The organism is uncultured Candidatus Kuenenia sp. (genome assembly GCF_900696675.1).
GTDB classification, from domain to species: domain Bacteria; phylum Planctomycetota; class Brocadiia; order Brocadiales; family Brocadiaceae; genus Kuenenia; species Kuenenia stuttgartiensis_A.
The window spans coordinates 21,765-39,252 of the sequence record NZ_CAADGZ010000023.1 but is presented as its reverse complement, the minus strand read 5'-3'; the positions used below and the strand labels follow the sequence as shown (position 1 = coordinate 39,252).

At 41.6% G+C, this 17,488-nt stretch carries 11 protein-coding genes, 2 tRNA genes and 3 rRNA genes; 2 read left to right on the top strand and 14 right to left on the bottom strand.

Features of this window, described 5'->3' with window-relative positions; translation table 11 throughout:
- Positions 1–236: 236 nt before the first annotated feature.
- Both QZT26_RS05740 and QZT26_RS05735 read left to right on the top strand, forming a co-directional pair.
- Positions 237–2,045 (top strand): glutamate mutase L, encoded by a 1,809-nt coding sequence (locus tag QZT26_RS05740; RefSeq protein ID WP_099324318.1) that lies wholly within the window; start codon positions 237–239, stop codon positions 2,043–2,045.
- Positions 2,046–2,399: 354 nt separating this feature from the next.
- Positions 2,400–3,524, top strand: coding sequence for a hypothetical protein (locus QZT26_RS05735; RefSeq protein ID WP_099324319.1), 1,125 nt, complete (start codon positions 2,400–2,402; stop codon positions 3,522–3,524).
- Positions 3,525–3,836: 312 nt separating this feature from the next.
- Here QZT26_RS05735 and QZT26_RS05730 read toward each other — a convergent pair whose 3' ends face one another.
- The 14 genes from QZT26_RS05730 to QZT26_RS05665 all read right to left on the bottom strand — a co-directional run bounded on the left by QZT26_RS05730 (position 3,837) and on the right by QZT26_RS05665 (position 16,860).
- Positions 3,837–4,112: a hypothetical protein gene (locus QZT26_RS05730; protein WP_295101166.1), complete on the bottom strand. Its 276-nt coding sequence runs from the start codon at positions 4,110–4,112 to the stop codon at positions 3,837–3,839.
- 388 nt (positions 4,113–4,500) lie between these two features.
- The gene (mtnA, locus tag QZT26_RS05725) at positions 4,501–5,550 is read right to left on the bottom strand and encodes an S-methyl-5-thioribose-1-phosphate isomerase (protein WP_099324321.1); all 1,050 of its coding nucleotides are present in this window, start codon (positions 5,548–5,550) and stop codon (positions 4,501–4,503) included.
- Positions 5,551–5,692: 142 nt separating this feature from the next.
- Positions 5,693–6,466, bottom strand: a complete 774-nt coding sequence (locus QZT26_RS05720) for a hypothetical protein (protein WP_099324322.1) — start codon at positions 6,464–6,466, stop codon at positions 5,693–5,695.
- A gap of 380 nt (positions 6,467–6,846) precedes the next feature.
- Positions 6,847–7,113, bottom strand: a complete 267-nt coding sequence (locus tag QZT26_RS05715) for a hypothetical protein (RefSeq protein WP_099324323.1) — start codon at positions 7,111–7,113, stop codon at positions 6,847–6,849.
- 240 nt (positions 7,114–7,353) lie between these two features.
- On the bottom strand, positions 7,354–8,796 hold the full coding sequence (gene gatB, locus QZT26_RS05710) for an Asp-tRNA(Asn)/Glu-tRNA(Gln) amidotransferase subunit GatB (protein WP_099324324.1): 1,443 nt from the start codon (positions 8,794–8,796) through the stop codon (positions 7,354–7,356).
- A gap of 30 nt (positions 8,797–8,826) precedes the next feature.
- Positions 8,827–10,287, bottom strand: coding sequence for an Asp-tRNA(Asn)/Glu-tRNA(Gln) amidotransferase subunit GatA (gene gatA / locus QZT26_RS05705; protein ID WP_099324325.1), 1,461 nt, complete (start codon positions 10,285–10,287; stop codon positions 8,827–8,829).
- A 25-nt stretch (positions 10,288–10,312) separates the two neighbouring features.
- Positions 10,313–10,600, bottom strand: coding sequence for an Asp-tRNA(Asn)/Glu-tRNA(Gln) amidotransferase subunit GatC (gatC, locus tag QZT26_RS05700; RefSeq protein ID WP_230405759.1), 288 nt, complete (start codon positions 10,598–10,600; stop codon positions 10,313–10,315).
- Positions 10,601–10,630: 30 nt separating this feature from the next.
- Positions 10,631–10,900 (bottom strand): 50S ribosomal protein L28, encoded by a 270-nt coding sequence (gene rpmB, locus QZT26_RS05695; protein ID WP_230405758.1) that lies wholly within the window; start codon positions 10,898–10,900, stop codon positions 10,631–10,633.
- Positions 10,891–11,343: a Fur family transcriptional regulator gene (locus tag QZT26_RS05690; protein ID WP_099324327.1), complete on the bottom strand. Its 453-nt coding sequence runs from the start codon at positions 11,341–11,343 to the stop codon at positions 10,891–10,893. Before QZT26_RS05690 ends, rpmB begins: the two co-directional genes overlap by 10 nt.
- Positions 11,344–11,484: 141 nt before the next feature.
- Positions 11,485–11,594 (bottom strand): 5S ribosomal RNA (rrf, locus tag QZT26_RS05685).
- A gap of 171 nt (positions 11,595–11,765) precedes the next feature.
- Positions 11,766–14,765: ribosomal RNA gene (locus QZT26_RS05680) — 23S ribosomal RNA — on the bottom strand.
- Positions 14,766–14,982: 217 nt separating this feature from the next.
- A tRNA-Ala gene (locus QZT26_RS05675) sits at positions 14,983–15,058 on the bottom strand.
- Between the two features lie 26 nt (positions 15,059–15,084).
- A tRNA-Ile gene (locus QZT26_RS05670) sits at positions 15,085–15,162 on the bottom strand.
- A 109-nt stretch (positions 15,163–15,271) separates the two neighbouring features.
- Positions 15,272–16,860, bottom strand: a 16S ribosomal RNA gene (locus QZT26_RS05665).
- The 16S, 23S and 5S rRNA genes sit together here with 2 tRNA genes alongside, the layout of an rRNA operon.
- Positions 16,861–17,488 lie beyond the last annotated feature (628 nt).

The window sequence follows — 17,488 nt, the reverse complement described above, 5'->3', positions numbered from 1 at the left end:
AGTCAAACTAATATTTTCCAAATTAGGATAAAAAGATTCGCGCTTATGCAACAATTTCAACTCTTAATACAGCAACAAGTTAAATAGTTTTCGTTCAGACACTATTTACCTTATTGAATTTTATTGCGCTACAAACAGACCGCCCCTGACGGGGCTACATGGTATTTTTTCAATCCCGGGAATTTTTCAAAAAACTAAAATGTTACAATAATTCACATTAAAATAGAACATAGATTATGGAACAAAAATATCCTGATTTGAATGTTATCATTGCCACAGATTGTGGCAGTACCACTACAAAAGCTATTTTAATTGAGAAAAATGACGGCGTTTACCGGCAAACATTCAGGGGAGAATCACCGACAACCGTGGAAGCCCCTTTTGAAGACGTTACCCGTGGAGTACTCAACGCATTTGCGGAGGTGGAGGAGCTTTCAGGCAGGAAGATTTTAGACGGAGAAAAAATTATAACTCCTGCCAGTGGCAATGTGGGGGTTGATATTTATGTTTCCACAAGCAGCGCAGGCGGGGGATTGCAAATGATGGTTGCGGGGGCAGTCAAGACTATGACAGCAGAAAGCGCCCAAAGAGCGGCATTGGGGGCAGGCGCAATCGTCATGGACGTCATTGCCTCAAATGATAAACGGCTCCCTCATGAAAAAATTGACCGGATAAGACACCTGCGGCCCGATATGATACTCCTTTCCGGAGGTACGGACGGGGGGACGGTTACCCACGTAGTGGAACTGGCAGAATATATCGCGGCAGCGAATCCAAGACCAAGGCTCGGCATGTCATTTCAACTTCCCATTGTGTATGCAGGCAACAAGGACGTTCGTCAAAAAATCACCGAAATACTGGGGGAAAAAACTTCGCTGCATATCACTGAAAACCTGCGTCCCACACTGGAGCGGGAAAATCTTTTCCCTGCACGCCAGGAGATTCAAAAACTCTTTCTTGAACATGTCATGGCGCAAGCGCCAGGCTACAAGACACTGATGACCTGGACAGGCGCCCCGATTATGCCTACCCCGGCGGCAGTCGGCCTCATTATGCAGACGATAGCAAAGAGGGACAATATTAACGTAGTCGGGGTTGATATTGGTGGTGCAACAACTGATGTTTTTTCCGTTTATGGAGAGGTCTTCAACCGTACGGTTAGCGCAAATCTGGGAATGAGCTATAGCGTGTCAAATGTTTTGGCAGAGGCGGGACTTCCGAATATTTTGAGGTGGATGCCTTTTGATATAGAGGAATCTGATTTAAGGAACAGGATTAAGAATAAAATGATCCGCCCTACGACCATACCGCAAACTCTGGATGAACTAAAAATAGAGCAGGCATTGTCTCGTGAAGCGCTCAGGCTTTCCTTTGATCAGCATAAATCATTGGCAGTCGGGTTAAGAGGTGTACAGCGGGAGAGGGATATTTCCGAGGCGTTACAACAGGATGTTTCAGCAGAAACGATTGTTGACATGCTAAAATTAGATCTTCTGGTTGGCAGCGGAGGGGTATTATCCCATGCGCCGCGAAGGGTGCAATCAATGCTTATGATGATTGACGCCTTTCAGCCGGAAGGGATAACGAGGATTGCCGTGGACAGTATTTTCATGATGCCGCATCTCGGAGTCCTTTCCTCAATAAATGAAAAGGCGGCAACGGAGGTATTTATGAAAGATTGCCTGATTCATCTTGGAACCTGCGTTTCTCTTGCAAAAAGCCGCACCGGCAAGGCAGGGGAGGCATGTCTGTCGTATAAAATAACCCTGCCCGGTGGGAAAACAAGGGAAGAATCAATGCCGTTTGGAGATTTGCGCGTGATACCCCTTGATATTAATGAAACTGCGGAAATGGAGATATCCCCGTCGAAGAATTATGATGTAGGCAAGGGAAGGGGAAAGGCTATCACCGCACATGTACATGGCGGGGTTATCGGCGTTGTAATCGATACCCGGGGAAGACCTGTTGTTTTGGCGAAAGATAAAGCCTCGCGGGTAGAGCAATTAAAGAAATGGACGCAAGCCATTGATGCGTATCCGCAATAGGAGTTTTACCAGGACGTTAAATTATGCTTAGTACTTATCACTACTTTCTTTGCACACTTCCATTCGTCAGTGCGTGCTTTTTGGAAAATATTTAATGGCCACTTCTGTAGTCGGCAATCTACAATCAGCAATCAGCAATCAGCAATCGGCAAATTGCAGATTGAGGATCGAGGACTGGAGATTGGGGACTATTTTCGCGCTTGTTTGGTTCTGGCCATGCCAGCTTAGGAATTTCAATATTTTTTAAAGGCGCATTGCATGCGTCTCTTTGTTATGTCAATATTTTTCTTTACGTACAGCAGTTTACAGACGTATGCAATGCGTCTCTACATTAAAAACAGGATTTTGTAAAACATGACACACGCATATACACCTGGTTTACGCATATCTGAAAAAACAAAAATCGCAAGCCGAAGATCCTTGCCCCTGCTGGGTGACGTTCTTGTTAAAAAAGGCGCTACGTTGAAGGCTGAGGATGTTGTAGCTGTCACCCATTTACCCGGCAAAGTGCACGTCACTAATGCGGTTAACCGGCTGGGAATTCAACCAAAAGACCTTAAGGATTACATGTTGAAAAAAGAGGGTGATTCCGTACAGAAAAACGAACCCATTGCGGAGACAAGGCCATGGCTGAAGATGATGAAATCTGTTTTGCTATCGCCCATTACCGGTACTATTGAAACAATCTCTACGATAACGGGACAAATTCTTCTGCGCGAACCTCCAAGGCCGATCGAGGTATATTCCCACGTTGATGGTATCGTTACAGAAGTAATGGAAAAAGAGGGGGTGGTGGTAGAAACGGTTGGCACCTTCATACAGGGGATTTTTGGCGTTGGCGGGGAAACGGTTGGCGAACTTGCAATCGCCGTTGACGGCCCTGACGATATAATTACCGCAGATAAAATTCATTCTGAATACAAAGACAAAATTATTGTTGGCGGCGCTTTTGTTGAATATGATACCATTGAAAAGGCAAAAAAGATCGGCGTTAAAGGTATAATTGTCGGTGGTTTTAATGATGATGACCTTAAGAAACTCCTGGGATATGATTTAGGCGTGGCGATTACCGGTTCGGAAGAAATTGACATAACGCTTATCATTACGGAAGGGTTTGGGCGCATACAAATGGCACAAAGGACGTTCGAATTGCTCAAATCCCGCGCAGGCGCCAAGATTTCAATAAACGGGGCGACTCAGATACGTGCAGGGGTGGTGCGTCCTGAAATTATAATACCGCTTGCAACTCAGACAACCGGAGAGAAAGATACTGGTATGGCAGACAGAGGTATGGAAATCGGAGATCCGGTGAGGGTCATTCGTGCGCCCTATTTTGGCAGGATCGGAAACATCAAGGCACTGCCCTTTTCCCCACAACTCATCGAAACAGAAGCCACCGTACGCGTGCTTGAAGTAGCATTTGCAGATGGCACATCTGCGGTTGTTCCCCGGACAAATGTGGAAATGATTGAAACTTAATTACGCCTTTACGTACAACTTATTTCCTCCATCCTCGTTTTGTAAGTTTTTGTTCATTAAAAACCGCTAAATTCGAAATTCGAAAAAATCTCAAAACTCAAAACTACAAATTCAAATATTCCAAACCTCGTTTTTAATTTTTTTCACTTGATATTAGAATTCGCTTCGGATTTTCGAATTTGGTTGCGGCCAAAGACGACACCAGGTGTTTAATGGCGAAATCCCCCCCTACCGGCAGGCAAGAACAATATAAAATGGAGGTTCAAGTTTGCATTGATGCAAAGCCTTAATGCCAGCATCCATTAACCAGCCTTATTCGGCAGGTAATCTTTCTGCTTCTGCTTCGGCTTCGGCTTCGGCTTTAGCCGCTTCTTCTTTCTGTTGTTTTTCTTTCCGTTTTTTTTCTGCCTGCCTTATGTCATATTCAAGCTCACGGTTGAGTTTATCCGCATCCGTTTTCGAGTCATCAATAAAAAATTGCTCTGAGGTTTTAAATTTTATATATACCCTTTCGTCACCGCAGCCTGGAAGAACGAATAAAATAGCAAGGATTGGTATTGTCTGTAAGAGATAATTTCGTAGTTTCATGCATAGTATTCCTTTAATGAAATATTAAAACGGAGGGTTTGCGGCTAGTATATTTAGTACCTTATCAGTAATTTTTTCGCATCTTTTGGCAAAATATTTAATGGTGAAATACGAAATACGCAACGCGAAATACGAAACAAATTTTAATGACAAAATGATTGTGACTATTCAGCGTAATTTATTAAACTACCGGAGATCAGAGCGCAATTGCGTTCCCAAACAGATACTTCACTATGTTCAGTACAAGGTTTGGGAACGAGCCATGTATCGTTTACCCTCAATAGTTACAGATAATTTAAAATTTTAAACAAGAGCACCTTTCGTATTTTTTATTTCGTGCTTCGTGGTTAAAATCTTTTTGGTGGCGGCTATACCACTCTATGAAATGTTATTTACCTAAAATTTTTTGCACGTTTTCCGTGGAAGGTTTTTCTATTACGCCTTTCTCGGTAATAATCGCAGTAATATTTTTTGCCGGCGTTACATCAAAGGCGGGATTGAATACCTTTACTCCCTCCGGTGCCGTTCTTTTGCCAAACCCGCAGGTAACTTCCTCTGATGACCGTTCTTCAATGGGAATTTCATCGCCAGATGTGATATTCAGGTCAAATGTAGATACCGGAGCTGCGACATAGAAAGGAATGCCATGTTCTTTTGCCAGGATTGATACGCCATATGTGCCAATCTTATTTGCGGCGTCGCCATTTGCCGCAATCCTGTCTGCGCCCACAATAACACACTGAATCTTGCCTAATTTCATTACATGAGCCGCCATGTTGTCGCATATAAGTGTAACGTCTATGCCGGCATGCATGAGTTCCCATGTCGTCAGTCGTGCGCCTTGCAAAAGTGGACGGGTTTCGTCGGCGTAGACCTTAAATTTTTTACCGTTTTCTTTTGCCTTAAACATAACTGCCAGCGCGGTGCCGTAATCCGCAGTGGCAAGTCCGCCCGCATTGCAATGTGTAAGAACGCCATCACCGTCTTTAATAAACTTCGCTCCGTTTTCCCCTATTTGCCTGCAAATAGATTTGTCTTCATTTTGAACATTGATTGCTTCCCGCAAGAGGATTTCTTTGATTGTATGGACCGGTTTATCACGGTTTTCCCATGCAACACGTTCCATTCTGGAAAGCCCCCAGAAAAGATTTACCGCCGTAGGCCGTGAGGAACCAAGATAGTTTGTAACATTCTTTAGTTCTTTAAAAAAAGCCTCTGTATCATCGGTGCGAATATCTTTAATTCCTAATAACACGCCGGTAACCGCTGCGATGCCAATTGCCGGCGCTCCTCGTACCATGAGTGTTTTAATTGCGCGCCAAATACTCTTTAAGTCTTCACAATATATATACTTTATTTCAGCAGGCAAAAGGGTCTGGTCGATCAATCGAACACGGCCTTCTATATTCCCTTCCCACTCTATGGTTGGTAACGGCATTTCCATCTCCTTATGTAATAATACATACCATCTATAAACTTAATTGTTATGCTATTTGGGATTTTGAATTTCTGCATTTCGCAAACTAAAATTAAAGGGGGTGAGGTGCTACAATGCTTTTCGTCCGGGGTAACAGCCGCCATCATTTTAACAGAGTGTTATATATTTGTGTAATAAAATCCGGCAGGAACTCCGATAATGAGCGTGATGCGAACTTTGCCTGTTTACGGAGATTTTTTAAGGTAAAAATGCTGTACGGTTTCTTAAATAGGTACAATGATACGGCAGGCACATTTATGTTCCCTTTTTCATTAACAAGGTTTTCACAGACAGCCACATCTTCATCTGCCCTATCGGAAATTGCCCGCACGACAATAAATGGGATCCCTAGATTATGCGACTGTTCCGCAATCAGAAAAGATTCCATGTCAACGGCAATTGCATAAGTAGTATTTCCAAGTAATTTTTTGTATGAAGATAAGTGGATTATTTTATTTGTTGTCGCAATTATTCCATAATGTACTTTAAAACGAGGGCTGCCGGACAATTCCCTCGCCACATCCAAAATGGAAGATTCACAGGAAATAACCGGGCTGCTATGCGCTTTCTTTCCCAATGTTTCATCTGTTACATACAATACTTTTTCCCCTATGACCAAATCGCCCACATCAATTTCCGGCCGCAGCGCCCCCGCAAAACCAGAAGAAATTACTAACTGTATTCTGAATTGTTGAGATAAGTGCTGGAGAACAGAGGAAACGTTTTGCCCTATTCCCGTCTGAATAAGTGCTACCGGAAAACCATACAGCTCGGCATGGTAAAATGTAATATGTCCGAAACGTATTTTCCCCAAAATATTTACTTTTGATTTTATAGAAACAATTTCCCGGCTTAGAGCGAAAAATATTACAATCATTGTTCTTGCGCTAATTTAACGTTTAGGAATTTCAATTTTTTTGTAGAGACGCATTGCATGCGTCCGGAAACTGCTGCACATAATGAAAATGTTGAATGAAACAACAGAGAGACACATGCAATGCGTCTCTACATCAACAATCTAAGGTGGGATATGGAAACCCACGGCAACATCAAAATTATATTGCAAAGTACTACAAATCAGGCATGTTGTCGAAATGATAGTTAATCAACAGAGTCAATATGGAAGTAAATCTCGGACCAATGCGTCTATAAGCAAACAACACGCGGAATGAAAAGAGGTGCTAGAAATATTTAGCGGTAGCGAGGAAAAATATAGAAAGGATATCGAAAGGAGCCAAACAGATAGATAAGAAAGAATTAGTTATGAGAATTAAAATATTTCGAAAACATATTATCTACCTGATCCTGGCTCAACCAATCTTTTGCTTCTCCCATGTCTATATTTGTCGCAACTTTTATATATTCATTAATATACTGAAGTAAATCCTTTTTTGTAATAGCCTCCATTTTTACCAGTAATTCACCTATACGCAAATTGTTATCATGCTTTTGTAAACTGAGCACTTCATTTAATGTTTCTTGTGAAATATAATTATTCTTAACTAAAAATTCACCTATTTTCATTAACAATCTCTTATTTTATGATTTAATCTTTTTATCTTTACGATATTATATCGGTTTGCCAAATCATACATAAAAATTATGCCTATTTATTATTTTGCAAATTTAGTGGCTCAAAAATTCAAAATTAATTAATACTTCTTCAAATAATTGTAGCGCTTCATAGTTTCTTATGGTTCCACGGATGTAACATGATGAATGTTTTTAAAAACGGACAAAATTTGAGGTTAATGACAGCGTCGTTTAGTCCAAACCTTTCAATTTATTCTTCAAGATTTCATTCACTATTTTTGGGTTTGCCATTCCCTTTGATTCTTTCATAACTTGTCCAATGATAAAGGCAATAGCATTCTTTTTACCCTTTTTATAATCTTCTATCGCATTTGGATGAGAAACAATAACCTTATCTACTATTTCAATTATCTGCCACTCATCACTAATTTGCGCCAGTTTTTTTTCTTCGATAATTGTTTTTGGTTCTTTTCCCGTGTCAATCATTTCAGAAAACACTTCTTTGGCAATTGTATTGCTTATTGTGCCATCATCAATCATTCCCACGAGAGATGCTAATTGCTCCGGTTTCATTTTCAGCGAAGCAATATCCAACCGTTTCTCTTTTACTTCCCTTAACAAATCATTTATTATCCAATTACATAATGCTTTAGGGAGATTTACAACCTTCACACATTCCTCGAAAAAATCTGAAAGCATTTTATCCTCAGTCAACAAATCAGCGTCGTAATTGGATAATTGAAAAGACGCTACAAACCTCTGTTTTCTTTCAAGAGGAAGTTCCGGAATAGTATCTTTTATCGAACATATCCATTTTTCATCTATCACAAACGGTAATAAATCCGGCTCGGGAAAATAGCGGTAATCCTGCGCTTCTTCTTTTGAACGCATTCTTACGCTTCTCCCGCGTATTTCGTCCCATAATCGCGTTTCCCGCTCTATCATTTCACCACGATTCAGTAATTCGCGCTGCCTTGATGTTTCATATTCAATCGCCTTTAATACAGATTTCATTGAGTTTAGGTTTTTAATTTCCACCCTATTACCCAATTTTTTTTCACCATTTTTTCTCAATGAAATGCTTGCCTCAAATCTAAGTGATCCCTCCTGCATCTTACAATCAGATATGCCTGTATAAAAAATTATTTTTCTTAATGTCTGCATATAGCTTTCTACTTCAACTATATTTCTCATGTCCGGGTATGAAACAATTTCCAACAAAGGAACTCCAGCTCTGTTAAAATCGATAAGGCTATAATCTGCACCTGCTTCTTCAGGGTGTATAAGCTTACCGGCTTCTTCTTCCAGATGAACATTATGTACCCTGATTTTCTGAATGGCATTGTTCACTTCAATAACGATAAATCCATCAACACCTAAATTATAATAATTTTGTGAAATCTGATAGTTTTTGGGTAAGTCCGGATAATAATAACTCTTTCTATCAAAATTCGTGTATCGGTTAATAGTGCAATTCAGTGCTATAGCAGCCTTTAATGCATACTCAAAGGCTTTTTTGTTTACGACCGGCAAAACACCAGGCATTCCTAAACAAATTGGACATATTTGTGTATTGGGCTCAGCGCCAAACTTTGCATTACAACCACAAAACAATTTTGTGACTGTAGACAATTCAGCATGGGTCTCTAGTCCTATAACAACCTCGTAAGCCATTTGAATATTTTTGCCTTTAATACAGTAAAATTACAATTTGGGTTCAATCAAATGAAAGTCAGTATCTCTTTCAAAAGAATATGCAATTTGTAACATTTTAGCTTCTTCGAAGTAATTGGTGAGTATCTGCAAACCAATCGGCAAACCTTCTTTAGAAAATCCACAAGGAATCGAAATGCTTGGAATGCCGGACAAGTTTGCGGGAATGGTATAAATGTCAGAAAGATACATCTCTAAGGGATTGTCAATACGTTCTGCGATCTTAAATGCAGGAACAGGGGAGGTGGGGCAAACAATGCAATCAACTTTTTCAAAGACCGTGTCAAAATCTTTTTTTATTAAATTCCTCACTTTTGAAGCTTTTAAATAATAAGCCTCATAATAACCTGAACTTAATGCATAGTTGCCGAGCATAACACGCCGTTTCACTTCATTACCAAATCCTTCCGAACGGGACCGGCAATACATTTCATCAATGCCTTTTATATTGTTTGCACGAAAACCATACCTTACACCGTCAAATCGCGATAAGTTAGAGCTTGCCTCTGCATTTGCCACTATATAATAAACAGCAACTGCATATTCAGTATGGGGCAAAGATACCTCTACAAGCTTAGCCCCAAGTCTTTCGTAAATTTTTAAAGAGTTATCTACTGCCGTACGAACATCAGCATCCAAACCCTCTGCAAAATATTCACGCGGAATGCCAATTTTAATGCCTTTTACACCACCACCAATTCCATTTAGATAATCAGGGACATTTATATCAGCACACGTAGTATCATTCTTATCTTTACCTGCAATTACACTCAAAAGCAATGCAGCATCACTTACATCCTTAGTGATAGGGCCAATTTGATCAAGAGAAGAACTAAATGCAACTAAACCAAATCGAGATACCCTTCCGTAAGTTGGTTTTAATCCAACAACTCCACACAAAGCCGCAGGCTGTCTTATTGAACCACCAGTTTCAGAACCCAATGCCATAAATGCAAGATCTGCGGACACTGCTGCTGAGGAACCACCGCTTGATCCGCCTGGCACAAAATTTTGATTATAAGGATTGCGAGTAATTTTATAGCTGGAGTTTTCGGTTGAAGAACCCATTGCGAATTCATCCAAATTGGTTTTGCCAATTATAATGGAATCTTCTTCTTTTAACCGTTTAACAACAAAGGCATCGTACGGTGGGATAAAAGTTTTGAGAATCTTAGAGGCACACGTAGTAGTTAAATCTTTTGTACAAATATTATCTTTAACGGCAATGGGGATACCCGCGAGCAAACCTACACTCTCATGGTTTGCAACCTTCTTGTCAATTTCCTTAGCCTTTTTAAATGCGTTTTCTTCATCTAATGTAAGAAATGACTGTATATTTGAATCGATCTTAAAAATCCGTTCAAACAACATATTAACTATGTCCGTTGCCCGAATTTCTTCTGATAATATTTTCCGTTTTATTTGAAGTGCGGTAAAACTTAAAAATTTCAAAAACGCTTCTCTTATAACAAATTATTTATTCCAGTACTTTTGGTACTTTAAAAAAAAAACCCTCAGTAGCAGGTGCCAAGGAGAGGGCTTTTTCCCGTCTGATTGATTCTTCCAACGTATCTTCTCTAAATATATTGGTAATATTGAAAGGGTGAATTAACGGCGCAATATTTTCGGTATTAAGTTTATTTAATTTTTCTATATACAACAGCACTTCTCGCAACTGACTTGTAAATATTTTCTTTTCATCGTCACTAAGCTCAAATTTTGATAATGATGCAACATATTCGATGTCTTTATTACTAATATTCATAATTTTTCAACTTATCCACGATTCATAAGGTTATAATGCTTTTATTACTTTTCCAGCACTAATGCACCTCGTACAAACTTTTATTCTTTTCACAGTTTTGTTATCAATCAGTGCTTTTACCTTTTGTATATTCGGCTTAAACTTTCGTTTTGTCTTCCCTGTAATTTTTTTACCTACGCCACCTTTCCACTTTGCCAAACCTCTAGTTTCAATCTGATTGCCCGCTACTGTCTTTTTTTTGCATATCTCACAAACCCTAGACATAAAAATACCCTTTCTACAAAAATTTCTTACTGACATAACTTTTCGTCAGGTTTTTTAAAACAATCTTCACACAGTCCTTGAATTTGTAACCGATGTGATTTTGGAACAAATTTATTTTTTTTACACACAGCAACTTGTAGATTTTCAATTTTTTTTTCAAAAAATTCTATAATCTTACCACAGTTATCACAGACTAAATGATCATGATGTTCTTGTCCATGAACATGCTCATAATGCGTGTGCCTCTCGCCAGATATAACTTCTCTTAACAACCCACTTTCGACAAGCAGAGCAAGAGAACGATAAATCGTCGCTTTTGATACTTTATAACCATTCAGCCTCAAATCCACTAACAACTCATCTGCTTCAAAGTGTTTATGGCTTTCAAACACATGAGTAAAAACAGACTTTCGTTCTGTTGTATATTTTAAACCTCGAGAATAAAGAAATTCAATGAACTTCTCTTCCTCTGAATCCATGATGGACTACCTTTATTTTAAATTTCACCTATAAAACTTGAAAATATAACCTAAATTTAGTTTTTTGTAGATTTAAGATAAAAATAAAGCTACAAATAATAAAACCCATCCCGATGTATCGGGACGGGTTTTATTATTTATTCCCGGCAGTAACTTACTCTCCCAGCTTTCACCAGTACCATCAGCGTAAGAAGCTTAACTACCGTGTTCGGAATGGAAACGGGTGTTTCATTCTTACTATATCCACCGGAAATTATAAATTTATATCAATCAACCTCAAACTTCACTCTTTTTCAAACGATAGCATTTGAAACTAAATCGTCAATGTGTAATATTTTTTTTGAAAAAGTATCAAAAAAATTAACAGCTTATGCAATAATGAATAACTTAACGGTAACAAATTGAAACGCAATTTATATAAAGAACTCAAGCTTTTCGACAAATTAGTACCAGTCAGCTAAATATATTACTATACTTACACCTCTGGCCTATCAACCTCGTAGTCTACAAGGTGTCTCTCTTCTAAAAGAAAATGATATCTAGTTTTGGAGTAGGCTTCATGCTTATATGCTTTCAGCATTTATCCTTTCCGCACATAGCTACCCAGCTATGCCGTTAGCACGACAACTGGTACACCAGCGGTACGTCCATCCCGGTCCTCTCGTACTAAGGACAGATCTCCTCAAATATCACACACCCACGACAGATAGGGACCGACCTGTCTCACGACGGTCTAAACCCAGCTCGCGTGCCGCTTTAATCTGTGAACTCCAGAACCCTTGGGACCTTCTCCAGCCCCAGGATGCGACGAGCCGACATCGAGGTGCCAAACCGCCCCGCCGCTATGGACGCTCGGGGGCGATAAGCCTGTTATCCCCGGAGTACCTTTTATCTGTTGAGCGATGGCGTTTCCACACACAACCACCGGATCACTAGGCCCTGCTTTCACACCTGCTCGACTTATATGTCTCGCAGTTAAGCTTCCTTCTGCCCTTACACTCTACGTGCGATTGCCAACCGCACTGAGGAAGCCTTTGGACTCCTCCGTTACTCTTTTGGAGGAGACCGCCCCAGTCAAACTGCCCACCTACCACTGTTCCAAACCCGGATTCACGGCATTTGGTTAGAATTTTAGCATAACAAGGGTGGTATTTCAACGGCGACTCCATCCCGGCCAAAACCGAGACTTCAAAGTCTCCCACCTATCCTACGCAAATTGTACCAAAACCCAATAATAGGCTACAGTAAAGGTTCACGGGGTCTTTCCGTCTTGCCGCGGGTACGTGGCATCTTCACCACGACTACAATTTCGCCGAGTCCCTCGTTGAGACAGTACCCAAGTCGTTACGCGATTCATGCACGTCGGAAGTTAGCCGACAAGGAACTTCGCTACCTTAGGACTCTCATAGTTAGAGCCGCCATTCACCAGAGCTTCGGTTCTGAGCTTCGCATCTTTTCAAACACTAACCCATCCCCTTAACTTTCTGGCATCGAGCACGCGTCGGTCTCTATACGTTGATTTTAAATCTTAGCAGAGACCTGTGTTTTTAGTAAACAGTCGCCCGGGTCTTTTTACTGTGGTCTCAATTTTACTTGAGGCACTCCTTCTCCCGTAGTTACGGAGTAATTTTGCCGAGTTCCTTAACGAGGGTTCTCTCGAGCGCCTTAGGATTCTCTCCCTGCCTACCTGTGTCAGTTTTAGTACGGATACCACAATAACTCACAATCGAGGCTTTTCTTGAGAGATGCTCCGGTTACTTATAGGCTTACGCCAACGTACTCACCATCGATGTTTTAGCATTCCGGATTTTCCTGGAATAACATCTCCGGCTTGAACAAACCGTGTCTATTAGGCTTGCTAACCTTTACACCTCTGTCCCCCCATGTTCAACGCTATTATGGTAGCACAGGAATATTAACCTGTTGTCCATCGTCTACGCCTTTCAGCCTCGACTTAGGCTCCGGCTAACCCTGGGCGGATTTACCTTCCCCAGGAAACCTTAGGCTTACGGCGAATAAGATTCTCACTTATATTATCGCTACTTATACCGGCATAATCACTTCTATATCGTCCAAGAGTCTTTACAGTCTCTCTTCAACCTAACATAGAACGCTCTCCTACCACTGTTCAAATTATAAATAATTCGAACAATCCGAAGCTTCGGTAATAAACTTAGTCCCGTAATATTTTCGGCGCAAGAATGCTCGGTTAGTAAGCTATTACGCACTTTTTAAATGATTGCTGCTTCTAAGCCAACATCCTAACTGTCTTTGCACTCTCACTTCCTTTATCACTTAGTCTATTTTAGGGACCTTAGCTGTCGGTCTGGGCTGTTTCCCTTTTGACAATGAAGCTTATCCCCCAATGTCTGTCTCCTATGACTTATATAATGGTATTCGGAGTTTGATTGGACTTGGTAGCCTGGTAGGCCCCAGAATCTATTCAGTATCTCTACCCCCATCATATTCACGCCATAAGGCTAGCCCTAAAGCTATTTCGGAGAGAACCAGCTATCACCAAGTTTGATTAGACTTTTACTCCTCCCCTCAGTTCATCGCCTCGCTTTTCAACGCAAGTGCGTTCGGACCTCCACGAATTTTTACATTCGCTTCATCCTGACCAAGGGTAGATCACATGGTTTCGGGTCTATTATGTACTACATATAGTTCGCGCTTTCACACTCGCTTTCGCTGTGGCTTCGTCCCATAAAGACTTAACCTGCAATACACAATAAGTCGCCGGTTCATTATGCAAAAGGCACGCGGTCACACATTATTCTATTAAAGAATCATAGTGCTCCCACCGCTCGTAAGTACACGGTTTCAGGTTCTATTTCATTCCCCTAACAGGGGTTCTTTTCATCTTTCGCTCGCGCTACTTGTACGCTATCGGTCGCTGAGTAGTATTTAGCCTTAGAGAGTGGACTCCCTAAATTCACACCCGCTTCCACGAGACGGGTGTTACTCGGGTAATTACGCTAGAAGTGTAATTCTTTTCGCTTACAGGACTATCACCTTCTATGGTTATTCTTTCCAGTACTATTCAGCTAAAAATTACATTTGTAACTTCACAGGCAGTCCTTGTACTGCCACCGCAACACCCACGACCCCAACTATGCAACGCACAAGGGCTTGACACATAGCTGGTTTAGGCTTCTTCCTTTTCGCTCGCCGCTACTAAGGAAATCGAATTCTCTTTCTTTTCCTGGAGTTACTAAGATGTTTCAATTCTCTCCGTTCGCCTCTACACCCTATATATTCAGGTGTAGATACTATAGCATAAACCTATAGTAGGTTGCCCCATTCGGAAATCTCCGGATCAAAGCTTGTTTGGCAGCTCCCCGAAGCTTATCGCAGTCTTCCACGTCCTTCATCGCCTCTCAGCGCCAAGACATCCACCATGTACCCTTATTGGCTTGATATCTTAAATAAATCGAGAATCAAATTGCTACCCGTTAAGTATTCACTTTTCAAAGAACAAACTATGTCGCAAAACTTAGTATTTCAATCTCCAACAATGACAAATGCTGAGATATACAATATGCAGTCTACATGTGATTATACAGGCTTAAAATTAGCTATCAAAGACAGGCGACCAGTTACCGCAAGACCTAAAAACCTTGCGCAAAGAAATCAAACTGGTGGAGATGAGCGGGATCGAACCGCTAACCTCTGCCTTGCAAGGGCAGCGCTCTCCCAGTTGAGCTACATCCCCCTTCAGACCGGACGTATAAAAGAAAATGGTGGGCCTAAGTGGACTCGAACCACTGACCTTTCCCTTATCAGGGGAATGCTCTAAACCAACTGAGCTATAGGCCCAAACCATCGAGCAATATTTGGGCCACACTCTGTTTCCAAAGGCAATATAACTTACAAAAAAAATAGAAGCCTTTTGCGCGCGAGACAAAACCGTTACAACAATCCTTAGAAAGGAGGTGATCCAGCCGCAGGTTCTCCTACGACTACCTTGTTACGACTTAGTCCTCCTCACAAAACACACCTTAGGCACTTCCCTCCCTTACGGGTTAGGCAGGCGATTTTGGGTGCATCTTGCTTGGGTGGCTTGACGGGCGGTGTGTACAAGGCTCGGGAACATATTCACCGCGGCGTAGCTGATCCGCGATTACTAGCGATTCCAACTTCATGGAGGCGAGTTTCAGCCTCCAATCTGAACTGAGATCGGCTTTATAGGTTTCGCACCATCTCGCGACTTAGCATCCCTTTGTACCGACCATTGTAGCACGTGTGCAGCCCGGGACATAAGGGCCATGATGACTTGACGTCGTCCCCACCTTCCTCCGTCTTAACGACGGCAGTCTCTCTAAAGTGCTCAGCATTACCCGTTAGCAACTAAAGACAAGGGTTTCGCTCGTTAGGGGACTTAACCCAACGTCTCACGACACGAGCTGACGACAGCCATGCAACACCTGTGATAGCTTCGGACTGGATACCGATCGTCACCCTTTCAGGATTCTACTTCTACCATGTCAAGCCCCGGTAAGGTTCTTCGCGTTGCATCGAATTAAGCCACATGCTCCACCGCTTGTGCGAGCCCCCGTCAATTCTTTTGAGTTTTAGCCTTGCGGCCGTACTCCCCAGGCGGGGCACTTAATGCGTTAGCTCCGGCAGAGAAATAATCAAAACCCCTCTACTTAGTGCCCATCGTTTACGGCTAGGACTACCGGGGTATCTAATCCCGTTTGCTCCCCTAGCTTTCGCACACTCAGCGTCAGTTTCGGACCAGAGAGTCGCTTTCGCCGCCGGCGTTCCTTCTGATATCTACGCATTTCACCGCTCCACCAGAAGTTCCACTCTCCCCTCCCGTACTCAAGCCCTGTAGTATCAGATGCCGTTCTTCCGTTAAGCGGAAGGCTTTCACAACTGACTTGCAAGGCCGCCTACGTGCTCTTTACGCCCAATAATTCCGAACAACGCTTGCCGCCTCTGTATTACCGCGGCTGCTGGCACAGAGTTAGCCGTGGCTTCCTCTGGAGCCTTAGTCAAGCAAGTGCGCTATTAACGCACCTGCATTTCCTAACTCCCGACAGTGGTTTACAACCCGAAGGCCTTCTTCCCACACGCGGCGTCGCTTCGTCACCCTTTCGGGCATTGCGAAAGATTCTCGACTGCAGCCTCCCGTAGGAGTCTGGGCAGTGTCTCAGTCCCAGTGTGGCCGACCACCCTCTCAAGCCGGCTACCCGTCTTTGCCTTGGTAGGCCATTACCCCACCAACTAGCTGATAGGACATTAACCCCTCTTTAAGCACAAGGAACAGAATTCCTAGCATTTGACCACAAGTGCTTTTGCACCTATAGTATTATTGGGTATTAGCAGCCCTTTCGGTAGTTCCGATTGCTCGAAACGCAGTTATTCCCATCTCAAAGGCAGGTTATCAATGCATTACTCACCCTTTCGCCACTAGGCTTGCGCCCCTTACGGGGCACTTCCTCGTTCGACTTGCATGCCTAATCCACGCCGCCAGCGTTCGTTCTGAGCCAAGATCATACCCTTCATAAAACAACAAAAGGCTAACCAAACTAACTGGCTACTTAATTTTACATCTATTCAAAAAAAAGAAATTGTTATGGCTTTTGTACTCGCACGCAATTGACTTCTAAATTATAAAAGAACAGAACTTCCAAAACCACTCATTTCCTTAATATACTATTTAAACTTCAGGATATCAAGCAAAAAGTAAACTTTTTTTTATTTCATACTTTCTCGACTTAGGATTAGTACTCAATGAGCAGTTTCACAAAAAAATTGAACTTCGAAGATAATACCATCAAAAACTATTATTTCAATCTTTAAATTCGATAATATTTTGAAAATATTCTTATAACATGCAATATTACTTAGGCTTATACATTAATATTGCTTATAATATTTTTCGAATCTTTACACTATTGTGATTTTTTACCGTCAGATGCTGCATAGAGCAAAACGACTGTAATATCTTGTCAAAATTAGACATATAAAAGATTAATAATCCGCGAGAGTTGTAATGAAAGAAATAACTCAACAATAGGTGACAAATAGTTGAACTAAATATTGGGCAGCGTCCCTGATAACAACGAAACCAGCCGTTTCAGGCATGTATTTTCTGCTTAGGTAAACAACTCATGGCCACAAAAAAGAATACGGC

Excerpts from the sequence above, each read along its gene's own strand:
- QZT26_RS05740 (WP_099324318.1), top strand. The coding sequence starts at position 237 with ATGGAACAAAAATATCCTGATTTGAATGTTATCATTGCCACAGATTGT.
- QZT26_RS05720 (WP_099324322.1), bottom strand. The coding sequence starts at position 6,466 with ATGATTGTAATATTTTTCGCTCTAAGCCGGGAAATTGTTTCTATAAAA.
- gatC (WP_230405759.1), bottom strand. The coding sequence starts at position 10,600 with ATGAATATTAGTAATAAAGACATCGAATATGTTGCATCATTATCAAAA.
- QZT26_RS05690 (WP_099324327.1), bottom strand. The coding sequence starts at position 11,343 with ATGGATTCAGAGGAAGAGAAGTTCATTGAATTTCTTTATTCTCGAGGT.
- mtnA (WP_099324321.1), bottom strand. The coding sequence starts at position 5,550 with ATGCCGTTACCAACCATAGAGTGGGAAGGGAATATAGAAGGCCGTGTT.
- QZT26_RS05735 (WP_099324319.1), top strand. The coding sequence starts at position 2,400 with ATGACACACGCATATACACCTGGTTTACGCATATCTGAAAAAACAAAA.
- rpmB (WP_230405758.1), bottom strand. The coding sequence starts at position 10,900 with ATGTCAGTAAGAAATTTTTGTAGAAAGGGTATTTTTATGTCTAGGGTT.
- QZT26_RS05715 (WP_099324323.1), bottom strand. The coding sequence starts at position 7,113 with ATGAAAATAGGTGAATTTTTAGTTAAGAATAATTATATTTCACAAGAA.
- gatB (WP_099324324.1), bottom strand. The coding sequence starts at position 8,796 with ATGGCTTACGAGGTTGTTATAGGACTAGAGACCCATGCTGAATTGTCT.
- QZT26_RS05730 (WP_295101166.1), bottom strand. The coding sequence starts at position 4,112 with ATGAAACTACGAAATTATCTCTTACAGACAATACCAATCCTTGCTATT.